Source organism: Glutamicibacter sp. MOO4 (assembly GCF_056934395.1).
Map to the genome: position 1 here is coordinate 2,818,991 of NZ_CM167800.1, position 18,635 is coordinate 2,837,625.

Below are 18,635 nucleotides of genomic sequence, written 5' to 3' on the forward strand. Positions count from 1 at the left end.
TCGGACATGATGATCAACAGAGAAACTTGGAAGTCCTAGCATTTGCGGTACGAGGGAGAATCCGAATGAAGATCGCCGTTCTAATCAAGGAAGTTCCGGACACCGGAGCGGACCGGGAACTGAACATGTACACCGGGCTTGCGCAGCGTTCCGCCTCCGAGTCGGTGCTTGATGAAATCGGCGAGCGCACCTTGGAAGTGGCGCTCAAGGTATTGGATGCAGACCCCGCTACTCAGATCACCGTGCTGAGCATGGGCCCAGAGTCCATTCAAGCCACGGTGCGCAAATCTCTGGCTATGGGTGCGGCTTCCGCCGTGCAGATCAGCGACGAACAACTTCTTGGCGCGGACCTGGTTCTGACCGCGCAGGTCTTGGCTGCCGCGCTACGTCGAGAGGACTACGATCTGATCCTCACCGGGAACATGTCCACCGACGGTTCGGCCGGAATGCTGCCGGTAATGCTCGCAGAACTGCTCAACCTGCCAGCGGCTACCTCGCTGTCCGCGATATCAATCGCCGAGGGCCAGATCACCGGAACCCGCGAGCTTCAGGGGGCTACCGCGCAGATTAGCGCCAAGCTTCCGGCCATCGCTTCGATCACCGAGGCCTTGCCCGATGCAAGATTCCCCAACTTTAAAGGCATTATGGCCGCCAAGAAAAAGCCGATCGAGGTGCTAACGCTTGCGGACCTCGGCGTTGAAGCGCTGCCTACGGATACGGCTCGGTCCATCATGCTTGCCGTTGAGCAACGACCACCGCGTGAGGCTGGCACGATCATGAATGACGACGGAGCGGCAGCGGCTGCGCTGGTTGAGTACCTGGCCAAGAACAACCTGGTGTGAGCGGAGAAAAAATCATGACAACTTTTGCCCCGGATTCCATTCTGGTGTTCCTCGAAACCACGTCCAACGGTGAGCTGGCCAGCAACTACGCCGAACTACTTGGTGCTGCCAGCAGCATTGGCACACCGGTTGCGCTGGTGGCCGGAACTGAGGAAAAACTTCAGTCCTTCGCCACTCAGGCAGCTCAAGGTGGTGCCGCATCGGTACTGACCGCCAGTACCGGCTCCACCATCCTCAGCGCTCCACTGACCGACGCCTTGCAGAATGGTTATGACCTAGTCCAGCCCCAAGCGGTATTGTTGGGCCACACACTCACCTCGCGTGAGGTCGCAGCCCGTTTTGCGGTACGCAACAAGCTAGCGGTAAGCGTGGACGCGCTGGGTGTACAACGCGATGAGCAAGGCATCATGGCCAGCCACTCAATTTATGGTGGCGCCTATTCAACTTTCAGTGCGCCCACCTTTGGTGCCCCGGTGATCACCCTCCGGGTGGGCAGTAGCGAGCTTCGGGCGCCAAGCCAAGAAGCGAGCATTACCGCCCTTGAGCTGACCGCTAGTCATAGCCCAGAAATCGAAGTGCACGAGATCCAACAAGCTACGAGCAACTCCGCTCGTCCCGAGCTGCGTACCGCCACCCGTGTTGTCTCCGGCGGTCGAGGTCTGGGTAGTGCCGAGCAGTTTGAATTGGTTTACCAGCTGGCCGATGCGCTGGGCGCCGGCGTGGGCGCCTCACGCGCAGCCGTTGATGCTGGCTACATTGAGCACGCAGCCCAGGTGGGTCAGACCGGTGTGGCCGTGGCACCGCAGCTCTACGTTGCCCTCGGCATCTCCGGAGCCATCCAGCATAAGGCTGGGATGCAGACGGCAAAAACCATTGTGGCGATCAACAAAGACAGCGATGCACCAATCTTTGAAATTGCTGACTTTGGCATTGTTGGCGATGTGTTCAAAGTTGTTCCGCAGTTGATCTCCGCGCTGGAAGCACGCAAGGCGCAGTAATCATGAGCCCAACATCCAATACCTTTCGCCAGGGTTTGCCCCGTGTAGCCGGTGGAGATCCTTGGCCGCCGGTTACCGAGGTAGTGCCTCAAGCCGAACCCGTTGCGCCACCAGTAGCGGTTGAAAGCGATGTCACGCCGCAGGCTCCGGCGATTACTTCGGAGGTTATTTCTGATGTGGCTCCTGCGTCGGTAACACCTGCCCAGTCGCTACGCCAAGGATTACCCCGGAGCGTTGATGGACAGCCATGGCCACCGGCACAAACACCGGTTACTACCTCTGCCGCGGCGCCCGCTCAACCAGCACCGGTTGTTGCGGAGCCAGTTGTTGCTGCACCTGCTGAAGCTGAAGTCGAGCCTGACGTCGCTGCTGCAGAAGTTGCACCCGCGAGCGCCACTGCCCTTGCCAGCCCAATTGCAACAGGTGGGGAAAGCGCAACAATCAGACGAGGGCTGCCTCGGGTAGCCGACGGTGAAGCTTGGCCACCAAGTAGTTTCATCGCTTCTGCTCCGTCGTCTACAAGCCAAGCTCCGTCTGAAGAATCGAAGACCGTCGCTGAGGCACCGGCACCAGTTGTAGATACCCCCGCTGCCTCAGTTCAGGAGACCCAATCACAGCCGGAAGTTGTTGCGGCAACTACCGCACCAGCACCAAGCCCAACAGAACAACCAGCCAAGGCGCCGGCAAAGCCAGCTGAAAAAGCACCGGCTGCCGCGCCTTCAAAGCCAACTTCAACACCAGCGAAAACAGAACCAAAACGCCATGGTCCATTGACCACCAAACAATGGGTTTTGGCTTCGATTCTCGGTGCGTTCTGTGCCTTGGGCATGGCCACCGCGGTGGTCCTGGTGGCTCGCGGCATTGCCAGCATCGATGCAGTTGCCGCGTTCATCGATCGCTACCCGGGCGAATACCACCTGCCTGAGTCGGCTCCCGTTGGCGTTCCCGCATGGCTTGCATGGAACCACTTCTTCAACTTCTTCCTGATGGTGCTGATCATCCGTTCAGGAATGCTGGTCCGACACCAGAAAAAGCCGCCAGCCTATTGGTCATCCAAGCGAAGCCCTAAGGTCAGCATCAACTTGTGGTTGCATCAAAGCCTAGATTTGCTGTGGATCATCAACGGTTTGGTCTTTGTCATCATGCTGTTCGCAACAGGACATTGGATGAGAATCATCCCTACGTCTTGGGAAGTTTTCCCGAACGCACTCTCTGCGGCCCTGCAGTATCTGAGCTTGGATTGGCCAACTGAAAATGGTTGGGTCAACTACAACTCGTTGCAGCAGCTGGCCTACTTCGTCACCGTATTCATCGCTGCACCGTTGGCTGCAATCACCGGATTCCGGTTGAGTGCGTTCTGGCCTAAAAACCCAGCACTGAGCAAGCGGTACCCTATCGAGTGGGCACGTGCACTGCACTTCCCCACCATGCTCTATTTTGTCTTGTTCATACTTGTCCATGTGATCTTGGTGTTCTCCACCGGTGCTTTGCGCAATCTGAACCATGTGTACGCTGCGCAAGGTTCAACAGATCCCACTGCGTACGCGGGCAACTGGGCAGGATTGCTCTACTTTGCACTGTCTTTGCTGGTCATCATCGGTGCATGGATTGCCTGCAGGCCGATGGTCCTTGCCTCCATCGCACGGTTCTTCGGAAAGGTCAGTTCTCGCTAACTTTGCCAATTCTTGCCGCTGACGCAAATTACCTCGCGTGCTTCACTCCGCTGCCGGTACGGTCGGTTAATAGAGACTGACGAATCAGAACAGGACGGCACTAATGAGCCACCAGCACAATACCGAAGAACTTGAAGGCGTCGCCTTCTGGGAAAAGCACTACGGGCAATCGGAACGAGTATGGTCCGGCAAGGTTAATAAGGTCATTGAAGATCTGGTAGCTCCATTAACGCCGGGGACCTCATTGGACATTGGCTGCGGAGAAGGCGGCGACGTTTTGTGGCTGGCATCCAATGGCTGGCAGGCCACCGGGCTGGACATCTCCCCGACCGCGATCTCTCGCGCTGTTGAGGAAGCGAAAAAGCATGGAATAGATCCCAGCGCAGCACAGTTTGTGGCTTCGGATCTGGATGCGTGGGATACAAAACAGAGCTTTGATCTGGTGACCCTGAGCTTCTTCCAAGCTCCGTTCCAGTTCCCTCGCGCTCAGTTCTTGCGCAAGGCTGCAAGCTTTGTTGCACCCGGCGGTCACCTGCTGGCCTTATCGCATGCGTCCTTGCCATCCTTCGCGCAGATTCCGGAACATGAGCTGCCCATCTTCCCCAGCCCCGAGCAGGAACTTGAGGCGTTGAACCTGGACCCGGAGCAGTGGAGCATTCACACCGCGGAGCTTCGCGAACGCACCATCACCGCACCCAACGGGGAACCGGCTGTTATGGAAGATTCCGTGGTGTTTGTTCAGCGCAACAGTTAAGCATGAAGCGACCCCCAGCCCACAGGGCTGGGGGTCGCTGATGGAATAGATTCCCACACGGATCTAAACCAGCTTGAGCGCACTATCTGGTCGATAGTGACGCAAATCTACGGAACGGCGAACGACCGTACGCAGGTCTTCGGCCTTGTTGGTACCTTGCGCTGTCACGTTCAGCTGCACCATCACATTGCCTAGGGCAGTGCATTCAACTGGCCCGGCGATCACCGGCACCTGAGCGTGATCAGCGGTGCGCTGGCACAACAATTCGCCTTGAGATCCGCCGCCAACGATGTGGATGTCTGCTAACTCGAATCCGCCTAAGCGTGCGGCTTCTCGCGCTTGGCGGGCAAAACTGGCAGCGAGGGACTCGATGACCACGCGGATCAACTCCGCACGAGATTCCGGTGCACTTCCACCGGCAGCCACAATCGCGTCGTTGATGCGTTCCGGCATCTGCCCTGGAGCGAGAAACATCTTATGTTGCGGATCAATCGACACCCCAGTTACGGGCAGGGTTTCGGCCTCTTTAAGGAGGTCACTCAACTGAGCTTCAGGCTCTGCGGCCAACTTGTCTTGCTGATTCCAATAGCTCACCGACTCACTGAGCAGGAATGTACCGGTAACGTTTTTGAGGAACCGTACCGCCCCGTCCAAACCGAGTTCGTTGGTGAACCCCGCCTCTTGAGCATCTTGGCTCAGCACCGGTTCGCCTAGTTCTACACCGACCAGACCCCATGTGCCACACGAGATGTAGGCCGATTTTTCGCTGGTCAGCGGGGTCGCTGCCACCGCACTTGCGGTGTCATGCGACGCAACCGCCACCACCTTGACCGAATCCGAGACCCCAAATTCTCGGGCCAACTCGGGTAGCAAGGAGCCCACTTCCTGACCCGGTTGAATGATTGGAGCCAGCTTGTTTGCAACCCCGAGGTGTTGCACCAAGTCCTCATCCCAGGTTTCCGTCCGCTGGTTAAGCAGCCCGGTGGTGGAGGCGTTGGTCCATTCACAACGTGCATGGCCGGTCAGTAGCCAGTTGACGTAGTCGGGGACCAACAGCAGTTGATCCGCCTGAGCCAACCGGGAATCGTTGTATTCTGCCTGCAGTTGATACACGGTATTAAACGGAAGATACTGCAGTCCGTTGCGCTCAAATAGTTCAGCGCGACTGAACTTAAGTTCAAGATCAGGCACTGCCTGCTCATTGCGTGGGTCCCGATAGTGGCGCACCTGGCCTAGACGCTGACCTTCTTTGAGCAGTGCATAGTCCACGGCCCAGGAGTCAACGCCAATGCTGGCAATGTCCGGGCGCATCTCGAAGGCCTTTTTCAGGCCAATGCGAATCTGCGCCCACAACTGATCAATGTCCCAGGCCAAAGCCTGGGCTGATGCGCCGTCTTCAAGCTGGTCCAACGACACCGGCCCATTGGCAAAACGGTGACAGAGGGTCAGCTGAACTTTCCCGCCCACCAGTTCACCAATCATGACCCGGCCGCTGGTTGCACCTAAATCAATGGCCGCAACTGGCTTGTGCTTAACGTTTTCACTCATCGCAGGAAGGCTGCTGCAACCCCAGAATCCACTGGAATGTGCAACCCAGTAGTTCGGGTTAATTCGGGTCCGGTCAGTACATATACTGCGTCAGCTATGTTTTCAGGGACAACTTCTCGTTTCAAAATTGTGCGGTTTGCATAGTACTGGCCCAAGTCTTCTTCGGCTACGCCATAGGTTGCAGCACGTTGAGCGCCCCAACCCGAGGAGAAGATTCCTGAACCTCGCACCACACCATCAGGATTGATGCCGTTGACCCTGACTCCATGCTCGCCCAGCTCAACAGCAAGCAAACGAACCTGGTGAGCTTGGTCAGCTTTGGTAGCTGAATAGGCAATATTGTTGGGGCCAGCAAATACGGAATTCTTGGAGGAAATGTAGATGATGTCACCGCCCAGTTTCTGCTCAATCAGCACCTTAGCCGCCGCCTTGGACACCAAGAACGAACCCTTAGCCATCACGTCATGCTGAAGATCCCAGTCTGCTTCCGTGGTTTCTAGCAGGGACTTCGATAGCGAGAGCCCAGCGTTGTTGACCACCAAGTCCAGCCCACCAAAGGCCAGCACTGCGTCGTTGATGGCGGCCTGTACGGCGTTGGCATCTGCAACGTTGGCGGCTACACCCACGGCAACATCGCTGTTGCCCAGTTCGGCGGCTGCGTCCTGCGCCTTGGCCAGATCCAGATCGGCAATCACCACACAGGCACCTTCGGCAGCCAGCCGCTTGGCCACGGCTTTACCAATGCCCGAAGCCGCACCGGTCACCAAGGCAATACGGCCAGCGTGGGACTTTGGCTTGGGCATACGCTGCAGCTTGGCTTCTTCCAACGCCCAGTATTCGATGCGGAACTTCTCCGCGTCAGAAATCGGGGTGTAGGTGGAGAGCGCTTCAGCGCCACGCATCACGTTGATGGCATTCAAGTAGAACTCGCCGGCCACCCGTGCCGTCTGCTTGTTGGCTCCGTAGGAGAACATGCCCACGCCGGGAACTAGGACAATCAAAGGGTCCGCTCCGCGCATGGCCGGGGAGTTTTCATCCTTGTGGTTCTCGTAGTAGCGCTGGTAGTCCTCACGGTATTGCCCGTGCAATTCTTTGAGCCGATCCAGCTGCTCCTCAAGGCTTGCCGATGTCGGCAGGTCTAGAACCATCGGCTTGATCTTGGTGCGCAGGAAATGATCTGGGCAGCTGGTGCCGAGCGCAGCTAACTGTGCCAGCTTTTCTCGGGAGAGGAACTCCAAGACCCGCTCGTCGTCGTTGAAGTGGCCGACCATTGGCTTATCGGTGCTGGCCAAACCGCGAATGGTTGGCGCCAGCTCGGCGGCCCGAGTACGCCGTTCAGATCCGGGCAAGGCTTCAAAACCTGCAACTACCGCACCAAAAGGTTCAGGTGCTCCGTGCTGCTCAATGTAGTCGGCGGCTGTATCGATGATCCACAATGAGTTCGCTTCCGATTCCTCACTGGTGTCTCCCCAAGCAGTGATTCCATGACCGCCGAGGATGCAGCCCACCCCTTGTGGGTTTTGATCCTTGATTCGGGCAATGTCTAGTCCGAGCTGGAAGCCCGGACGACGCCAATCCACCCAGGCCACCTTGTCGCCAAAGATCTTGGCGGTCAGTTCGCGGCCGTCTTTGGCGGTCGCGATGGCGATTCCGGAGTCAGGGTGCAGGTGGTCAACGTGATTGGCGTTAACCAGACCATGCATTGCCGTGTCGATGGATGGTGCCGCGCCACCCTTGCCGTGCAGGCAGTAGTCGAAGGCGGCCACCATTTCATCTTCACGTTCCACCCCGGGGTAAACCTGTACCAGTGAACGCATGCGGTCTAAGCGCAGGGTGGACAGTCCCTGTTCGGTGAGCGTTCCCAAGTCTCCGCCGGAGCCTTTGACCCAGAGCAGTTCAAGATTCTCGCCGGTGACCGGGTCGATGGCACTGCCCTTGGCCGAGGTGTTGCCACCGGCGTAGTTGGTGTTTTTCTTGTCTTGCCCCAGGCGGTTGGAGCGTTCGATGAGCTGCGCAGCGACGCTGGTGCTCGTTGATGTGATGCTTTGAGTCATGATTCTCTCAGTAGTTCGTCTCAGGGATCTGCGTGGTGGTGATCAGGCGGTCTGGTGCTTAGGCGTCGATCTTGTCGGGTGCCACTAGCTTGCCGTAACGAGATACTTCAATTTCTTCGAGGGACTTACCGCGGGTTTCGGGAGCCCAGATGGTTCCAATTAGCAAGGCTGCAGCGAGCAGTCCAAGGATCAGCAGGCCGAGTTTCTCCAGTCCCATGTTGGTCAGCAGCACCGGGAAGACCAGCGAGAGCAGACCGACCAGAACACGAGCCAGCATAAAAAGGACACCTTGGGCGCTGGCACGGTATTTGGTGGCGAAGAGCTCAGCGGTCCACAAACCGTAGAACGCCTGCGCTCCGATACCAGCGGAGATGCCCCAGGCCACTGCGTAGAACAGCAGTGAGAAGGCGCCAGGCGGTACAAAGATCAGCACCGCCCAGGCGGCAATACCTAGCAAGGCGCCGGTGAAGTACAACCACCGCCTCGATACTCGATCCCCGTATTTCATGAAGCCGAAGTACGTGGCGGCAGCGGTGAGCACCCAAACCAATACCTGCAGCAGGTTCTGCTGCGTGGCTGATTCCACGCCGGCAGCTGCGTAGACTCGCGGCTGGAAAATTCCGGCCTGACCGGCCACGGTATTCCATAGTCCATACACACCGATCAGGAAGAACAGGGCGGACCAGTTTTTGCGTTCGGCCAGCAGGCCTCGGATGCCGGAGAAGAAGGATACCTTGGTACCGTTGGCCAGTTCCTGCGCCCGTTGCTCTTTCCACCGAGTAGATTCGGGCAGTCCGCGGCGCACCCACCAGGTCACGGCGGCCACAATAAACAGGTGGAAGAAGATCAGGCGTGAACCGGCCACTCCCAGCGGCTCAACCATGATCGCCAATGCGAAGCCAACGGCCGGACCAAAGGACCAAGCCAACTGCGCGGTGCCCACATGGGCGGCACGAGATTCTTGCGGAGCTTCCTCGGCGATATAGGTCCAGGATGCCGGGACACCAGCACCCACAGCAATGCCCATAAGGACCACGCCGATGATGAGCAGGGCAGTGTTGAAGGTGAAAGTGATCAGCAGCGCGCCGAGCATAAAGACCATCAGGTCGTAGGTGTAGATGAACTTACGACCCAAGCGGTCACAGAGCGGTCCACCAATCATCGCGCCAAGGGCCGCGCCGAAGGCATTGGCCGAGACTGCCGCGATCACGCCAACGAGTGAGTCTTCAAATCCGAAGGCGTTCTGCCACAAGCTCAGGCTGGTGGCGAGCGCGATGATGGCGCCAGCTTCGATGTAGTTGCTCATCGCCACCGCGATGGTGGCTTTCCATCCGGAGATGCCGCGCTTCGTTGCTACGGTACCCATTTAGGCTCCCCATCCTGCTTGTACTCCGCCGGTACGTTCGGCTTCGATACGTGTTTGGTAGTCCGATTCGCGGAAGGCCTGCATCGGATCGGTTGGTAGGCCACGCTCGGCCCGCCAGGCTTCAAGCTGGGAGCGGACGTCGGTGTAAAAAGCGTTCATGAAGATCTCGTTGGCGACCAATACATCCCCGGAGATCTGGGCTTCGGTTAATGCAACGCGGTCGATCAGTAGCGCGCGGGCGGTCATTTCCTGAACGTTGAGTACACTGCGAATTTGGCCTTGGATTTTGTTCTCCACATTGTGGCACTGGTCCAGCATGAAGGAAATGGTGCTTGTTTCTTCCAACCCGCCGCCGCGGATCACCTCAGCCATGATGCGGAAGAGCTGGTAAGGATCTGCGGCGCCGACGATCAGGTCATCATCGGCGTAGAAGCGTGAGTTGAAGTCGAAGGAGCCGAGTTTGCCCAGACGCAGTAGCTGCATCACGATGAACTCGATGTTGGTGCCCGGGGCATGGTGTCCGGTGTCTAGGCACACCATGGCGCGCTCGCCTAGGGCAGCCACCTGAGCATAGGAGGTACCCCAGTCAGGGACATCGGTGTGGTAAAAAGCTGGTTCGAAGAATTTGTATTCCAAGACCAGTCGTTGCTCGCCGTGTAGCCGTGCATAAATTTCAGCCAGCGAGTCGGACAACCGATCCTGGCGCCCGCGCATGTCGGCTTGTCCTGGATAGTTGGAGCCTTCGGCAAGCCAGATTTTTAGGTCTTGGCTACCGGTGGAGTCCATAACATCGATGCATTCAAGGTGATGGTCAATGGCCTTGCGTCGGATCTTTGGATCCTCGTGGGTCAGTGCACCGAACTTGTAGTCATCATCCTGGAAGGTATTGGAGTTGATGGTTCCTAGGCGGACGCCGAGGTTTTCGGCATGGGCACGCAGTTCGCCGAAGTCCTCAACTTTGTCCCATGGAATGTGCAATGCCACCGATGGAGCTAGGCCGGTCAGCCGATGAACTTCGGCAGCGTCGGCGATCTTCTCAAAAGGATCCCGTGGAGTGCCGGCAGTGGAGTACACCTTGAAGCGAGTGCCGGAATTTCCATAGGCCCATGAAGGGACTTCGATGGCTAGACGGTTCAGGGTTTGCAGGTTTTCGGGACTCAACGTTGTGCCCATTGACCTCTCCATTTCTAAAGCTTTGTACTAGTCCGTGGTTGCTGGAAATTGCGCCAGCTGATCTTCCAGGTTGAATACTTCGGTGAGCCGTTGGGCCCCTTGGTCTGCGCGGCCGTCGAGACTGACAAAAAATTCTGACATTTGCGCTTCCCACTTCCCGGTGCGCGGATCGGCGTCTAAGGCTGCTTGGGCTGCCTGGTCGTCGTCGGTTTCGTAATAACCAATCAACAGCCCGTCTTCTCGAAGGAAGAGCGAGTAGTTGCGACGTCCCGCGTCCTTGATGGCTGTCAGCATCTCTGGCCACACTTGTTGATGGTGTTCGATGTACTGGTCCATGAGCTTCGGGACGACTTGTAGCTGGAAGCAGACTCGCACTCGTTTTCCCTTCGGTTACCAACGTCGTTGTAAGTGGATTCGAGTGAGTCTCATTTTTATGAAAATGAATCGTTTCAATCACTCGATTTATTGAGTGTAAGCTACTTCACTGAGTTAGATCAAGCCGGAATCGATCACTCAATGAAATATTTTTGAAACCTTTCAAAATGAGGTTGTGTAAGCCTGCAAACGGGCCACTCGGGATATACTCGCAAGAAGACCATCATCAAAAAGAACAGGAATCCTCTGTGGCCGTCAGCGTTAAGGAAGTCGCCGCCGAAGCAGGAGTTTCCGTGGGCACGGTATCCAATGTGCTCAACCGACCTCAGGTCGTTTCCGAACGCACGGTCGACAAGGTTGCCGCAGCAATCGAGAAGCTTGGCTTTGTCCGCAACGATGCGGCACGACAACTGCGGGCCGGGCACAGTCGAAATTTTGGACTTGTCGTTCTTGACGCGCGCAACCCGTTTTTCATGGACGTCACCCAGGGCGCACAACGCCGAGCTCTAGACAATGGCTACACCGTATTGATGGGCTCCAGCGACAGCTCGCTAACCACCGAAGGCCAGCTACTGGATCTCTTCGAAGAGCAACGAGTGGCCGGCGTACTCATTTCCCCCATGCATAGCGACTTGAGTCGCCTCTGGAAAATTCGCGAATCCGGCACCCCGGTAGTTTTGGTAGACCGTGGAAGTGGGGACCGCAGCTTCTCCTCGGTTTCAGTTAATGACGTTGAAGGTGGCCGCATCGCGGTACAGCACCTGGTGGATCTTGGCCGTAAGCGCATCGCGTTTGTCGGCGGACCACAAAGCATCGAACAGGTCCAACATCGCCTCGAAGGTGCGCAGTCGATCATTGCCGGCACCGCCGACGCTGTACTGCAGTACCTGCCAACTGCGCAGCTAACTGTCCTTGAAGGCCGAGCTGTGGGCGAACGCATTCTCGCCATGGAACCAGAGCAGCGTCCTGACGGTATCTTCGCCGCCAATGACTTGTTGGCCCTAGGGATTTTGCAGGCCCTGGTGATGTCCGGTTCACTCTCGGTCCCGGAAGATATCGCACTGGTGGGCTATGACAACATTGCCTTTGCTGAATCAGCGGTAGTCCCGATCACCACGGTGAGGCAGCCGGCCGAAGAAATTGGTCGCACCGCAGTTGATGTCCTGTTGCGTGAAGCCGAAGCGGGCGAGGATGCAGTTCGCGAACAGTTCGTTTTCACACCCAAACTGGTGATTCGCGAGTCGACTGTGGGAGCAGATAACGCAAGCTGATCACTTGCTTATGAATCCCTGAAAACACCACGTCTCGGGATGCATTCATCACCCAAAACTTGTTAGGCTGGCACTACAGCCTACGAAAGGGATGGAATTATGACTGCAAATAATCCGGACGCCTTCTTGAACAAGAATGAAGCCGAACTGCCAGATACCGTTTCCGACCCTGCGCTGAACGACGAGGTCGGTCAAGACTGGACCGACGAGGGTGGCGCAACGCCGTCCGGCGCGGCGATCGACGGTACCGAGAGCTAAGCAAAACTAAGAACCTTTTCTCCACGACGGGATGCACTCAGCGAGTGCATCCCGTCGTTTGTTCACCGTCTAATCACTGTGCGATCACGCTTTAGCGCCCATGTTAGCGTTGAATCCATGACCAAGAATCTGGATATCAGCAGTATCTCCCTCGCTCAGGTATCAGCTGTTATCGCAGTTGTCGACTACGGATCCTTCACCGCAGCGGCTGACATTCTTGGAATTTCTCAACCCTCACTGTCGCGCCGGATCCAGGCGCTAGAGCACAGTTTGGGTGTGCCAATTTTCCGTGCGGTCGGGCGCACTATGCACCTGACAGATACGGGGCGCAGCATCCTCCCGGCCGGCCGGCGCATCCTCGATGAGCTCTCTTCCATCAACGCATTGGGTGCTTCCACTCGGGAGTTGACTACCGGTTCGCTCAAGGTGGCCGGACTGCCGTCCTTGATTGGCAGTGTCCTGCCTGAGTTCCTCGGCCCATTTCATCAACAGCATCCGGGAATCCACATCGAGATCCTCAGCGCCGAAGACCATGAGCAACTCATCGAGGTGGTCCGACTGGGTAGCGCGGACCTTGCTCTGGGAGTCAGCCACAGTGTCCCGGCGGATCTGCACTCGCAGTTGCTCCGCCACCAAGAATTCACCGCCATAGTTTCAGCTGACCTTCCAGAGAATGTGACGGTTGATGCGCAGCTGCTGAATAGCCTCACCCTTGTCAGCCTGCCGCAGGGCACTTCCATTCGGAAGATTACCGATGAGGTCTACCGCGGGTTTGGATGCACCCCGCCCAGGGTTATTACCACCACTCAGCGCGATGCTTTAGTGCAGCTAAGCATTGCCACCGGTGCCATCACCATGGTTCCAAGCATCATGGCTAAGTCCGCCGAGGTTTATGGTGGGCGTCAGCTTGCTCTGCCACAGGGTGCCGGACGCAGCATCGGGGCGATCTATCGTCGAGGATCGTTCCAGAACCCCGCGCTCACCGAATTCCTTCGTTTCTTGTAAGCCTCCCTTCTGCGTGCTACTCACGTGATGAAGTAAGGGAATCACTGCCCTTTATAGCCTGAACGCATAGGTGGTTGTGGACAAGGTATTGGAACGCACCGGTAGTTCTGTGGTCCGCTGGAATTTGATCTAATCAGCTGAAGGCGCCTAGGAGAAAACGATGACCAAGTTTCGCATACAACTGCGCCACCGGCGCATCACGGTCCTGGTCATCGCAGCCTTGGTACTTTCTTTGCTGGTCGCGGCCGGTGGTCTCTGGTTCAAACTTCAAGGGAACATCTCCACTGCAGCTATGCGTGGTTCGGAGTCCTCACCTGACGACTCGCGTAAAGATCTGAACATTCTCCTGTTGGGATCCGATACCCGCGAAATGGAGCGCTCAGGTTTTGGTCATGCCTCAGGAGCACGCAGTGATTCGATGGTTCTGGTGCATATTGCCGCCGGCAATAAGCGCATTGACGCAGTGCAGATCCCTCGCGATACCCTGGTTGACATGCCTGCCTGCGCAGACACGGGTGCCGGAGAATTTGCTGGCGGGCTCGCGATGATGAACTCTGCGCTGAACTATGGTCCGGCCTGTTCGGTGGCTGCTGTTGAATCATTAACCTCAGTGCATTTGGATCACTTTATTGAGATCAACTTTGAGGGATTCATGTCCATCGTTGATGCCCTCGGTGGAGTCAACGTCTGTTTACCGGCAGCGATGAAGGATTCCAAAGCGAACTTGGACCTACCGGCCGGGGAGCAAACGGTCAATGGCAGCGATGCCCTGGCCTTGGCACGTACCCGTCACGCTGTGGGCGACGGCAGTGATATTGCACGTCTTGGCCATCAACAGATGGTGATGTCGGCAATCGTTCAACAGGCCACCAGCAAGGAAACACTGGCCCGCCCGGATCGGTTGTACTCATTCTTGGATGCGGCAACATCCTCGTTGACGGTCGACCCGGGACTTAGTTCCCTGACCGACCTGACCTCATTGGCAGTGCGAGCCCAAGCGGTCCCAACGGATCAAATCACTTTCCTGACCATGCCTTGGCAGCCAGCACCACAGAACAAAAATCGAGTGATTCCCTCCGCCGGTGCGCAGAGCCTCTTTGCGAGTTTGCAGGAGGATTCCCCGGTAGTCACCGAAACTCAAGACACCACACACGATGCACCGGTGCAGATCTTCAACGCCGCCCAGGTTCCTGGTCTTGCCGCCGAGTACTCCGCCAAGGCTACAAAGCAGGGGTTTAACGTGACTTCGGTGACCAACGCGAGTGCAGTGGCCGACAAATCCACACTGTTGGCCACTGATACCGATGAGGCCCAACAGACAGCAAAAGCCCTGGCCAAGGCACTAAACCTGAACATCAAGCCAACTACTGCTGATGTTGATGGGGTTCAGTTAAACCTCGGCCAGGACTATCAAAGCTTGGATCAACCGGAAAAGTCACCGGTGAAAACCACTAACCGCAAGGCTAGCCAGAGCCTTTGCGGCTAAGCGTTACGGATTAGAACTCCAGATCCAGATTCTCGTTGATTTCCTCGATACTAAATACGGCAGGGTCAAAATCTTCACCCGGCTCCATTGCAGCATCTTCGGGAATCACGTCTTGCATCATGGTCAAGGGCACTTCGTCTTTCAGCTCTTGAACCATTTCGGACCAGTTCAATGGTCCACCGCTGTCTTCCAACGGACCCATTCGGCGCCCGCCGATACACCGCGGCAGCTGACCGTCATCGGACTTAAGCACGTCCTCCACTTCAATGCCGATCCGCCAATCATCACCAAAGTCGTAGGTGTAGCTTAGGCGGTCTTTAGGCTTTTTGAAGAGCTTGGAGAGTAGTACCGTCGACTCGTCGTGGTCACTTTCCATATAGGAGTTCTGCGGACCATAGCTGATCTTATAGTTCCGCCCGTAGAACTGGTGCAGGTGAGAGTCGGACCAGTCGAAGCTGATCTGGATGATGTCGTGTAGGTCCCCGAGGTTCAGGTCAGCCGGAACCAGCACGCGACGCCAGATCGGTGGTTTTACATCGCGCAGGGAGAGCTTAAGCTGCAGCACTTTACCGGTGTACGGTTCGGTCCGCCTTTCTCGCTTAGGCTCTTGCTCATCATCAGGCGAGAATCCAAAGGGATCAACCACCGCTTGGCTTGCAGGTTCTTCTTCCTGCTCTTCGTTATCCAGATCGGTCAGTGCGAGGCGAACAATTCCCGGAATATCGTAGGTGCTTCCTTCGCTCACCAAGCCAAGAGCCCGAAGCAGTTCCATGCGCTGATGCGCACCTGCCCAAGCAGCTTCCGAGAACATCTCGTCACGGGCGGCTGCCACCGAATGCGCTTCTGCATCAATGGCTTCCAGCAGCCAAAGGTTTGCTAGACCCCAGGACTCAAGAGATTCCTCGTCTTCTTGTTCCGGCTGAGCCAGAAGCAAATCAAGGATGGCCTTGAGGTAGGTGTAATTGCTCTCGAAGGAGGTCGCCTCGTCCGGAGCTATGAGGTCGTGCGAGGTTGAGCCCAGCTCCGGTAGCGCAGCAGATTTGGTGTCCAGTGCCTCGGCGAATTCGAGGGCAGAAAGCAAGACCGCAACAACGTAGTGACGACTTGTTGAATCAAGGTCCTTCGGGAATAGCCCGCGTACCGCGTGCGCGGCTTGGGACATGTATTCAGGGCCCGGTCCCGCAGCCCAATATTCGTGACCGGTGGTGGTGGCCCAGGTAAGGAGCTCCCGACCCATTTTGGAGACCGACATTTGGGCAATTTCAGCCACTGCAGCCTCTGCAGTTTCCGGAACATCCAACGGCTTTTTTGCATTGTCATCGTCGAAGGGGTCATCGGCATCAATTGCTGCCAGCAACCATTCGAGGCTGGCTGCATCTCCAGCCCACAGGTCACTGTCGAGCAAGAAGTCCAAGTAGACGGTCCACGCAGTGAAGACTAGATCGCGCAATTCTCCGGAGTCACCATCCGGGTCTTCGGCCTCTTCAAATTCGATGGTCGCAGTCAACACGGTGAATAGCTGTGGCGGATCAAAGTCGGTGACGCTGCGTAGTTCGATCGCCTCAGCGTAGGAGCTCAAAGTTTCGGTCACGACGGCCAGAACCATAGGCGCCAGTTCGTTATCCCCATGTCGTGCTTCAAGCCACTGGGTGAACTGAACGGCCAGCGCATCTAATCCGCGCTTTACCTTTGCGCGCTCTATGGAGATGACGTCTCCTTGCAGTCGCGCCGGGTGCCCCTGCTTGGGCTTCTGCTTCTTCTTTTTCTTGGCCACTGAGCTGTTATCCAATCGTTGCTTTGCTTATTTTCAAGGCTACGTGTCATTCCTAGCAGATAGCCAACATTTGAGCTGCGCGGGACCTCAGGCGTGCCAGACTGCGCTGGGCCGTTGGTAGGGTGAAATCATGATTGATACTGCCGCTTTGCATTCAGATCTGTCCCGCCTGGGTCGCGAAACCGCGACGATGTCCGCCACGGTGCAGACCTTGTCCGCTGAAGAACTAGCCGCCGCGTCCCTTTGTGAAGGATGGAGTCGAGCACAGGTCATCGCGCACCTCGCCTCCAATGGTCGCACCCTGGTCAAGCTCATTGATTGGGTCACCAGCGGAGAACCGCAGCAGCTTTACGCTTCTCAGGAAGCCCGCATTGCAGAGATTGACCAGTTGGCCGCGTTGCCACGCGAAGAACTGTTGGCTGCCTTTGATGAATCCGCTACCTACTTTGCCCAGCAGTCCGAACGCCTTAGCGGCGAGCTAGCTGTCCAGGAAGTGGACTTGCACGGCAAGGTCATCCCTGCCACCGCGCTGGTTGCCTTGCGGATTTGTGAAATTGTCATCCACCATCATGATCTTGATACCGCATGGACCATTGGGCAAGCCGAACCGGAGTCCCTTGAAGACGCAGTGGAAGCCGCCGTGCGCACCATGCGCGTTAAGAATGCTCCAGGCATGACGCTGCTCAGCGAAGAAGGTGACCAGTGGGTGATCGGTGATGGCTCGTTGACCGTGCGTGCCGACCGTGCAGCCTTAGTTGACTGGTTGGCCCGTGGAAATGCAGGCGACATTAAGGCTGACGGACCGATCCCCCAACTGCCTACTTGGTAAACATTCGGTCATCAATCTAAGAAGAAAGAACCAGCAGTGATCCCCGTTATTGTGCTCACCGGATATCTCGGCGCGGGCAAAACCAGTCTGCTCAACGGATTACTCACCCGGCCCGGTACCCGCGTTGGCGTGATCATCAACGATATCGGCAAGATCAACGTTGATACCGGGCTCATTACTGGACAGATTGATGCCGCCGAATCAATCGCTGGCGGCTGCGTCTGTTGCTTGCCCGATAGCGGTGGCCTTGATGAACTGCTGGAAAAGTTGGCTGCGCCAAAGCTCCGGTTGGACGCGATCTTCGTTGAAGCCAGCGGTGCCGCTGACCCGATCAATGTGGATCGCTTGTTGCGTTACGGCAATGCTCCGGGGGTGCGCCCGGGCGGCATTATTGATGTCATTGATGCGGTGCAGCACGAACATACGGTGGACACTGCTGCTATGGCTCCTGCCCGCTTTAGCGCTGCCAGCCTCGTGGTGGTCAACAAGCTAGATATGATCCTGGAAGACTCCCGTGAGGAGACCTTCAAGCGGATCAGCGATAGGGTCCGGGAGGCTAACCCGCAGGTAACCGTCGTTCCGGCCAGCCACGCGGCGATTGATCCCGAACTAGTCTTTGATATCGCGCTGAACGAGGACCCGGCGGATGAGCTTCCTTTGGCTGCCGCCTCGCGAGCTGAACATCACCACGTTCATGCCCCGCATGCTCACGCGGTCACGGTGCCTTGTGGTGAAGCCGCAGATCCGGGTGCAGTATTGGACTTGCTGGAGAATCCCCCGGCCGCAGCGTACCGGCTCAAGGGCCATGTGAAGATCCGAACCGAGAACGGAACCCAGCGCTACCTGGTTAATATGGTCGGTTGGCAACCACACCTTCAGTTGGCGACGCCAGGGTCTGACCCTGCCGATGATGCGCTCGTGGCAGTGGGTGTGGACTTGAACGAACAAGCGGTGGGTGAAGTCTTACGTGCTGCGCTGCAGCCGGCCATGTCCGTGCCAACCCCGCAAGATCTCACGCGTCTAGCGCGTCGCTTGATACTGAGTTCACGGATTGCAGACACTGATAATGAACAGTCCGACGATGACGATTCTGTAAGTAGCTGAGAAGCGATGTGTAAGTAATGCCCATCCGGACAATTTCAGAATCCACGTGTTTATTGGGATCCAGGCGGGTTGGTTGTAATTGTTGGTAGTTAAAATCAAGGCCGACACCTGCCCAATATGGGTAG

The 18,635-nt window shown here is 56.9% G+C and carries 16 protein-coding genes; 10 read left to right on the forward strand and 6 right to left on the reverse strand.

What is annotated here, in order from left to right; translation table 11 throughout:
* The first annotated feature begins 65 nt into the window (after nt 1–65).
* From AC1Z3F_RS13180 to AC1Z3F_RS13195, 4 genes are all read left to right on the forward strand, one after another.
* Nucleotides 66–842 (forward strand): electron transfer flavoprotein subunit beta/FixA family protein, encoded by a 777-nt coding sequence (locus tag AC1Z3F_RS13180; protein WP_483565989.1) that lies wholly within the window; start codon nt 66–68, stop codon nt 840–842.
* A 14-nt stretch (nt 843–856) separates the two neighbouring features.
* A complete protein-coding gene (locus AC1Z3F_RS13185; RefSeq protein WP_483565990.1) occupies nt 857–1,840 on the forward strand; it encodes an electron transfer flavoprotein subunit alpha/FixB family protein in 984 nt (327 codons plus the stop codon).
* Between the two features lie 2 nt (nt 1,841–1,842).
* Nucleotides 1,843–3,513, forward strand: coding sequence for a cytochrome b/b6 domain-containing protein (locus AC1Z3F_RS13190; RefSeq protein ID WP_483565991.1), 1,671 nt, complete (start codon nt 1,843–1,845; stop codon nt 3,511–3,513).
* A gap of 103 nt (nt 3,514–3,616) precedes the next feature.
* Nucleotides 3,617–4,267 (forward strand): class I SAM-dependent methyltransferase, encoded by a 651-nt coding sequence (locus tag AC1Z3F_RS13195; protein ID WP_483565992.1) that lies wholly within the window; start codon nt 3,617–3,619, stop codon nt 4,265–4,267.
* 63 nt (nt 4,268–4,330) lie between these two features.
* Here the strand turns inward: AC1Z3F_RS13195 and AC1Z3F_RS13200 are convergent, their stop codons facing one another.
* The 5 genes from AC1Z3F_RS13200 to AC1Z3F_RS13220 are packed head-to-tail and all read right to left on the reverse strand — an operon-like array spanning nt 4,331 to nt 10,783.
* Nucleotides 4,331–5,815, reverse strand: a complete 1,485-nt coding sequence (locus AC1Z3F_RS13200) for a rhamnulokinase (RefSeq protein ID WP_483565993.1) — start codon at nt 5,813–5,815, stop codon at nt 4,331–4,333.
* Nucleotides 5,812–7,869 carry a bifunctional aldolase/short-chain dehydrogenase gene (locus tag AC1Z3F_RS13205; protein ID WP_483565994.1) on the reverse strand — a complete coding sequence of 686 codons (2,058 nt, stop codon included), beginning with the start codon at nt 7,867–7,869 and terminating at the stop codon, nt 5,812–5,814. Before AC1Z3F_RS13205 ends, AC1Z3F_RS13200 begins: the two co-directional genes overlap by 4 nt.
* A 58-nt stretch (nt 7,870–7,927) precedes the next feature.
* Nucleotides 7,928–9,235: an MFS transporter gene (locus tag AC1Z3F_RS13210; protein WP_483565995.1), complete on the reverse strand. Its 1,308-nt coding sequence runs from the start codon at nt 9,233–9,235 to the stop codon at nt 7,928–7,930.
* Entirely contained in the window at nt 9,236–10,408 is a 1,173-nt protein-coding gene (gene rhaI, locus AC1Z3F_RS13215; protein ID WP_483565996.1) for an L-rhamnose isomerase, read from the reverse strand. It abuts the gene before it with no gap.
* Nucleotides 10,409–10,435: 27 nt separating this feature from the next.
* Nucleotides 10,436–10,783: an L-rhamnose mutarotase gene (locus tag AC1Z3F_RS13220; protein WP_483565997.1), complete on the reverse strand. Its 348-nt coding sequence runs from the start codon at nt 10,781–10,783 to the stop codon at nt 10,436–10,438.
* A 248-nt stretch (nt 10,784–11,031) separates the two neighbouring features.
* On the opposite strand from AC1Z3F_RS13220, the gene AC1Z3F_RS13225 reads away from it, so the two are divergent.
* The 4 genes from AC1Z3F_RS13225 (at nt 11,032) to AC1Z3F_RS13240 (ending at nt 14,803) form a co-directional block, all read left to right on the forward strand.
* Nucleotides 11,032–12,054 (forward strand): LacI family DNA-binding transcriptional regulator, encoded by a 1,023-nt coding sequence (locus AC1Z3F_RS13225; RefSeq protein WP_483565998.1) that lies wholly within the window; start codon nt 11,032–11,034, stop codon nt 12,052–12,054.
* Between the two features lie 99 nt (nt 12,055–12,153).
* Entirely contained in the window at nt 12,154–12,312 is a 159-nt protein-coding gene (locus AC1Z3F_RS13230) for a hypothetical protein (protein ID WP_165477320.1), read from the forward strand.
* A 117-nt stretch (nt 12,313–12,429) separates the two neighbouring features.
* Nucleotides 12,430–13,317 carry a LysR family transcriptional regulator gene (locus tag AC1Z3F_RS13235; RefSeq protein ID WP_483565999.1) on the forward strand — a complete coding sequence of 296 codons (888 nt, stop codon included), beginning with the start codon at nt 12,430–12,432 and terminating at the stop codon, nt 13,315–13,317.
* A 160-nt stretch (nt 13,318–13,477) separates the two neighbouring features.
* A complete protein-coding gene (locus AC1Z3F_RS13240; RefSeq protein WP_483566000.1) occupies nt 13,478–14,803 on the forward strand; it encodes an LCP family protein in 1,326 nt (441 codons plus the stop codon).
* Nucleotides 14,804–14,813: 10 nt separating this feature from the next.
* Here the strand turns inward: AC1Z3F_RS13240 and AC1Z3F_RS13245 are convergent, their stop codons facing one another.
* Entirely contained in the window at nt 14,814–16,592 is a 1,779-nt protein-coding gene (locus tag AC1Z3F_RS13245) for a plasmid pRiA4b ORF-3 family protein (RefSeq protein WP_483566001.1), read from the reverse strand.
* Between the two features lie 115 nt (nt 16,593–16,707).
* Between AC1Z3F_RS13245 and AC1Z3F_RS13250 the strand changes: the two genes are divergently transcribed.
* Together AC1Z3F_RS13250 and AC1Z3F_RS13255 are read left to right on the forward strand one after the other, a co-directional pair.
* Nucleotides 16,708–17,406 carry a maleylpyruvate isomerase family mycothiol-dependent enzyme gene (locus AC1Z3F_RS13250; protein ID WP_483566002.1) on the forward strand — a complete coding sequence of 233 codons (699 nt, stop codon included), beginning with the start codon at nt 16,708–16,710 and terminating at the stop codon, nt 17,404–17,406.
* A gap of 36 nt (nt 17,407–17,442) precedes the next feature.
* A complete protein-coding gene (locus AC1Z3F_RS13255; RefSeq protein ID WP_483566003.1) occupies nt 17,443–18,510 on the forward strand; it encodes a CobW family GTP-binding protein in 1,068 nt (355 codons plus the stop codon).
* Nucleotides 18,511–18,635: the final 125 nt, after the last annotated feature.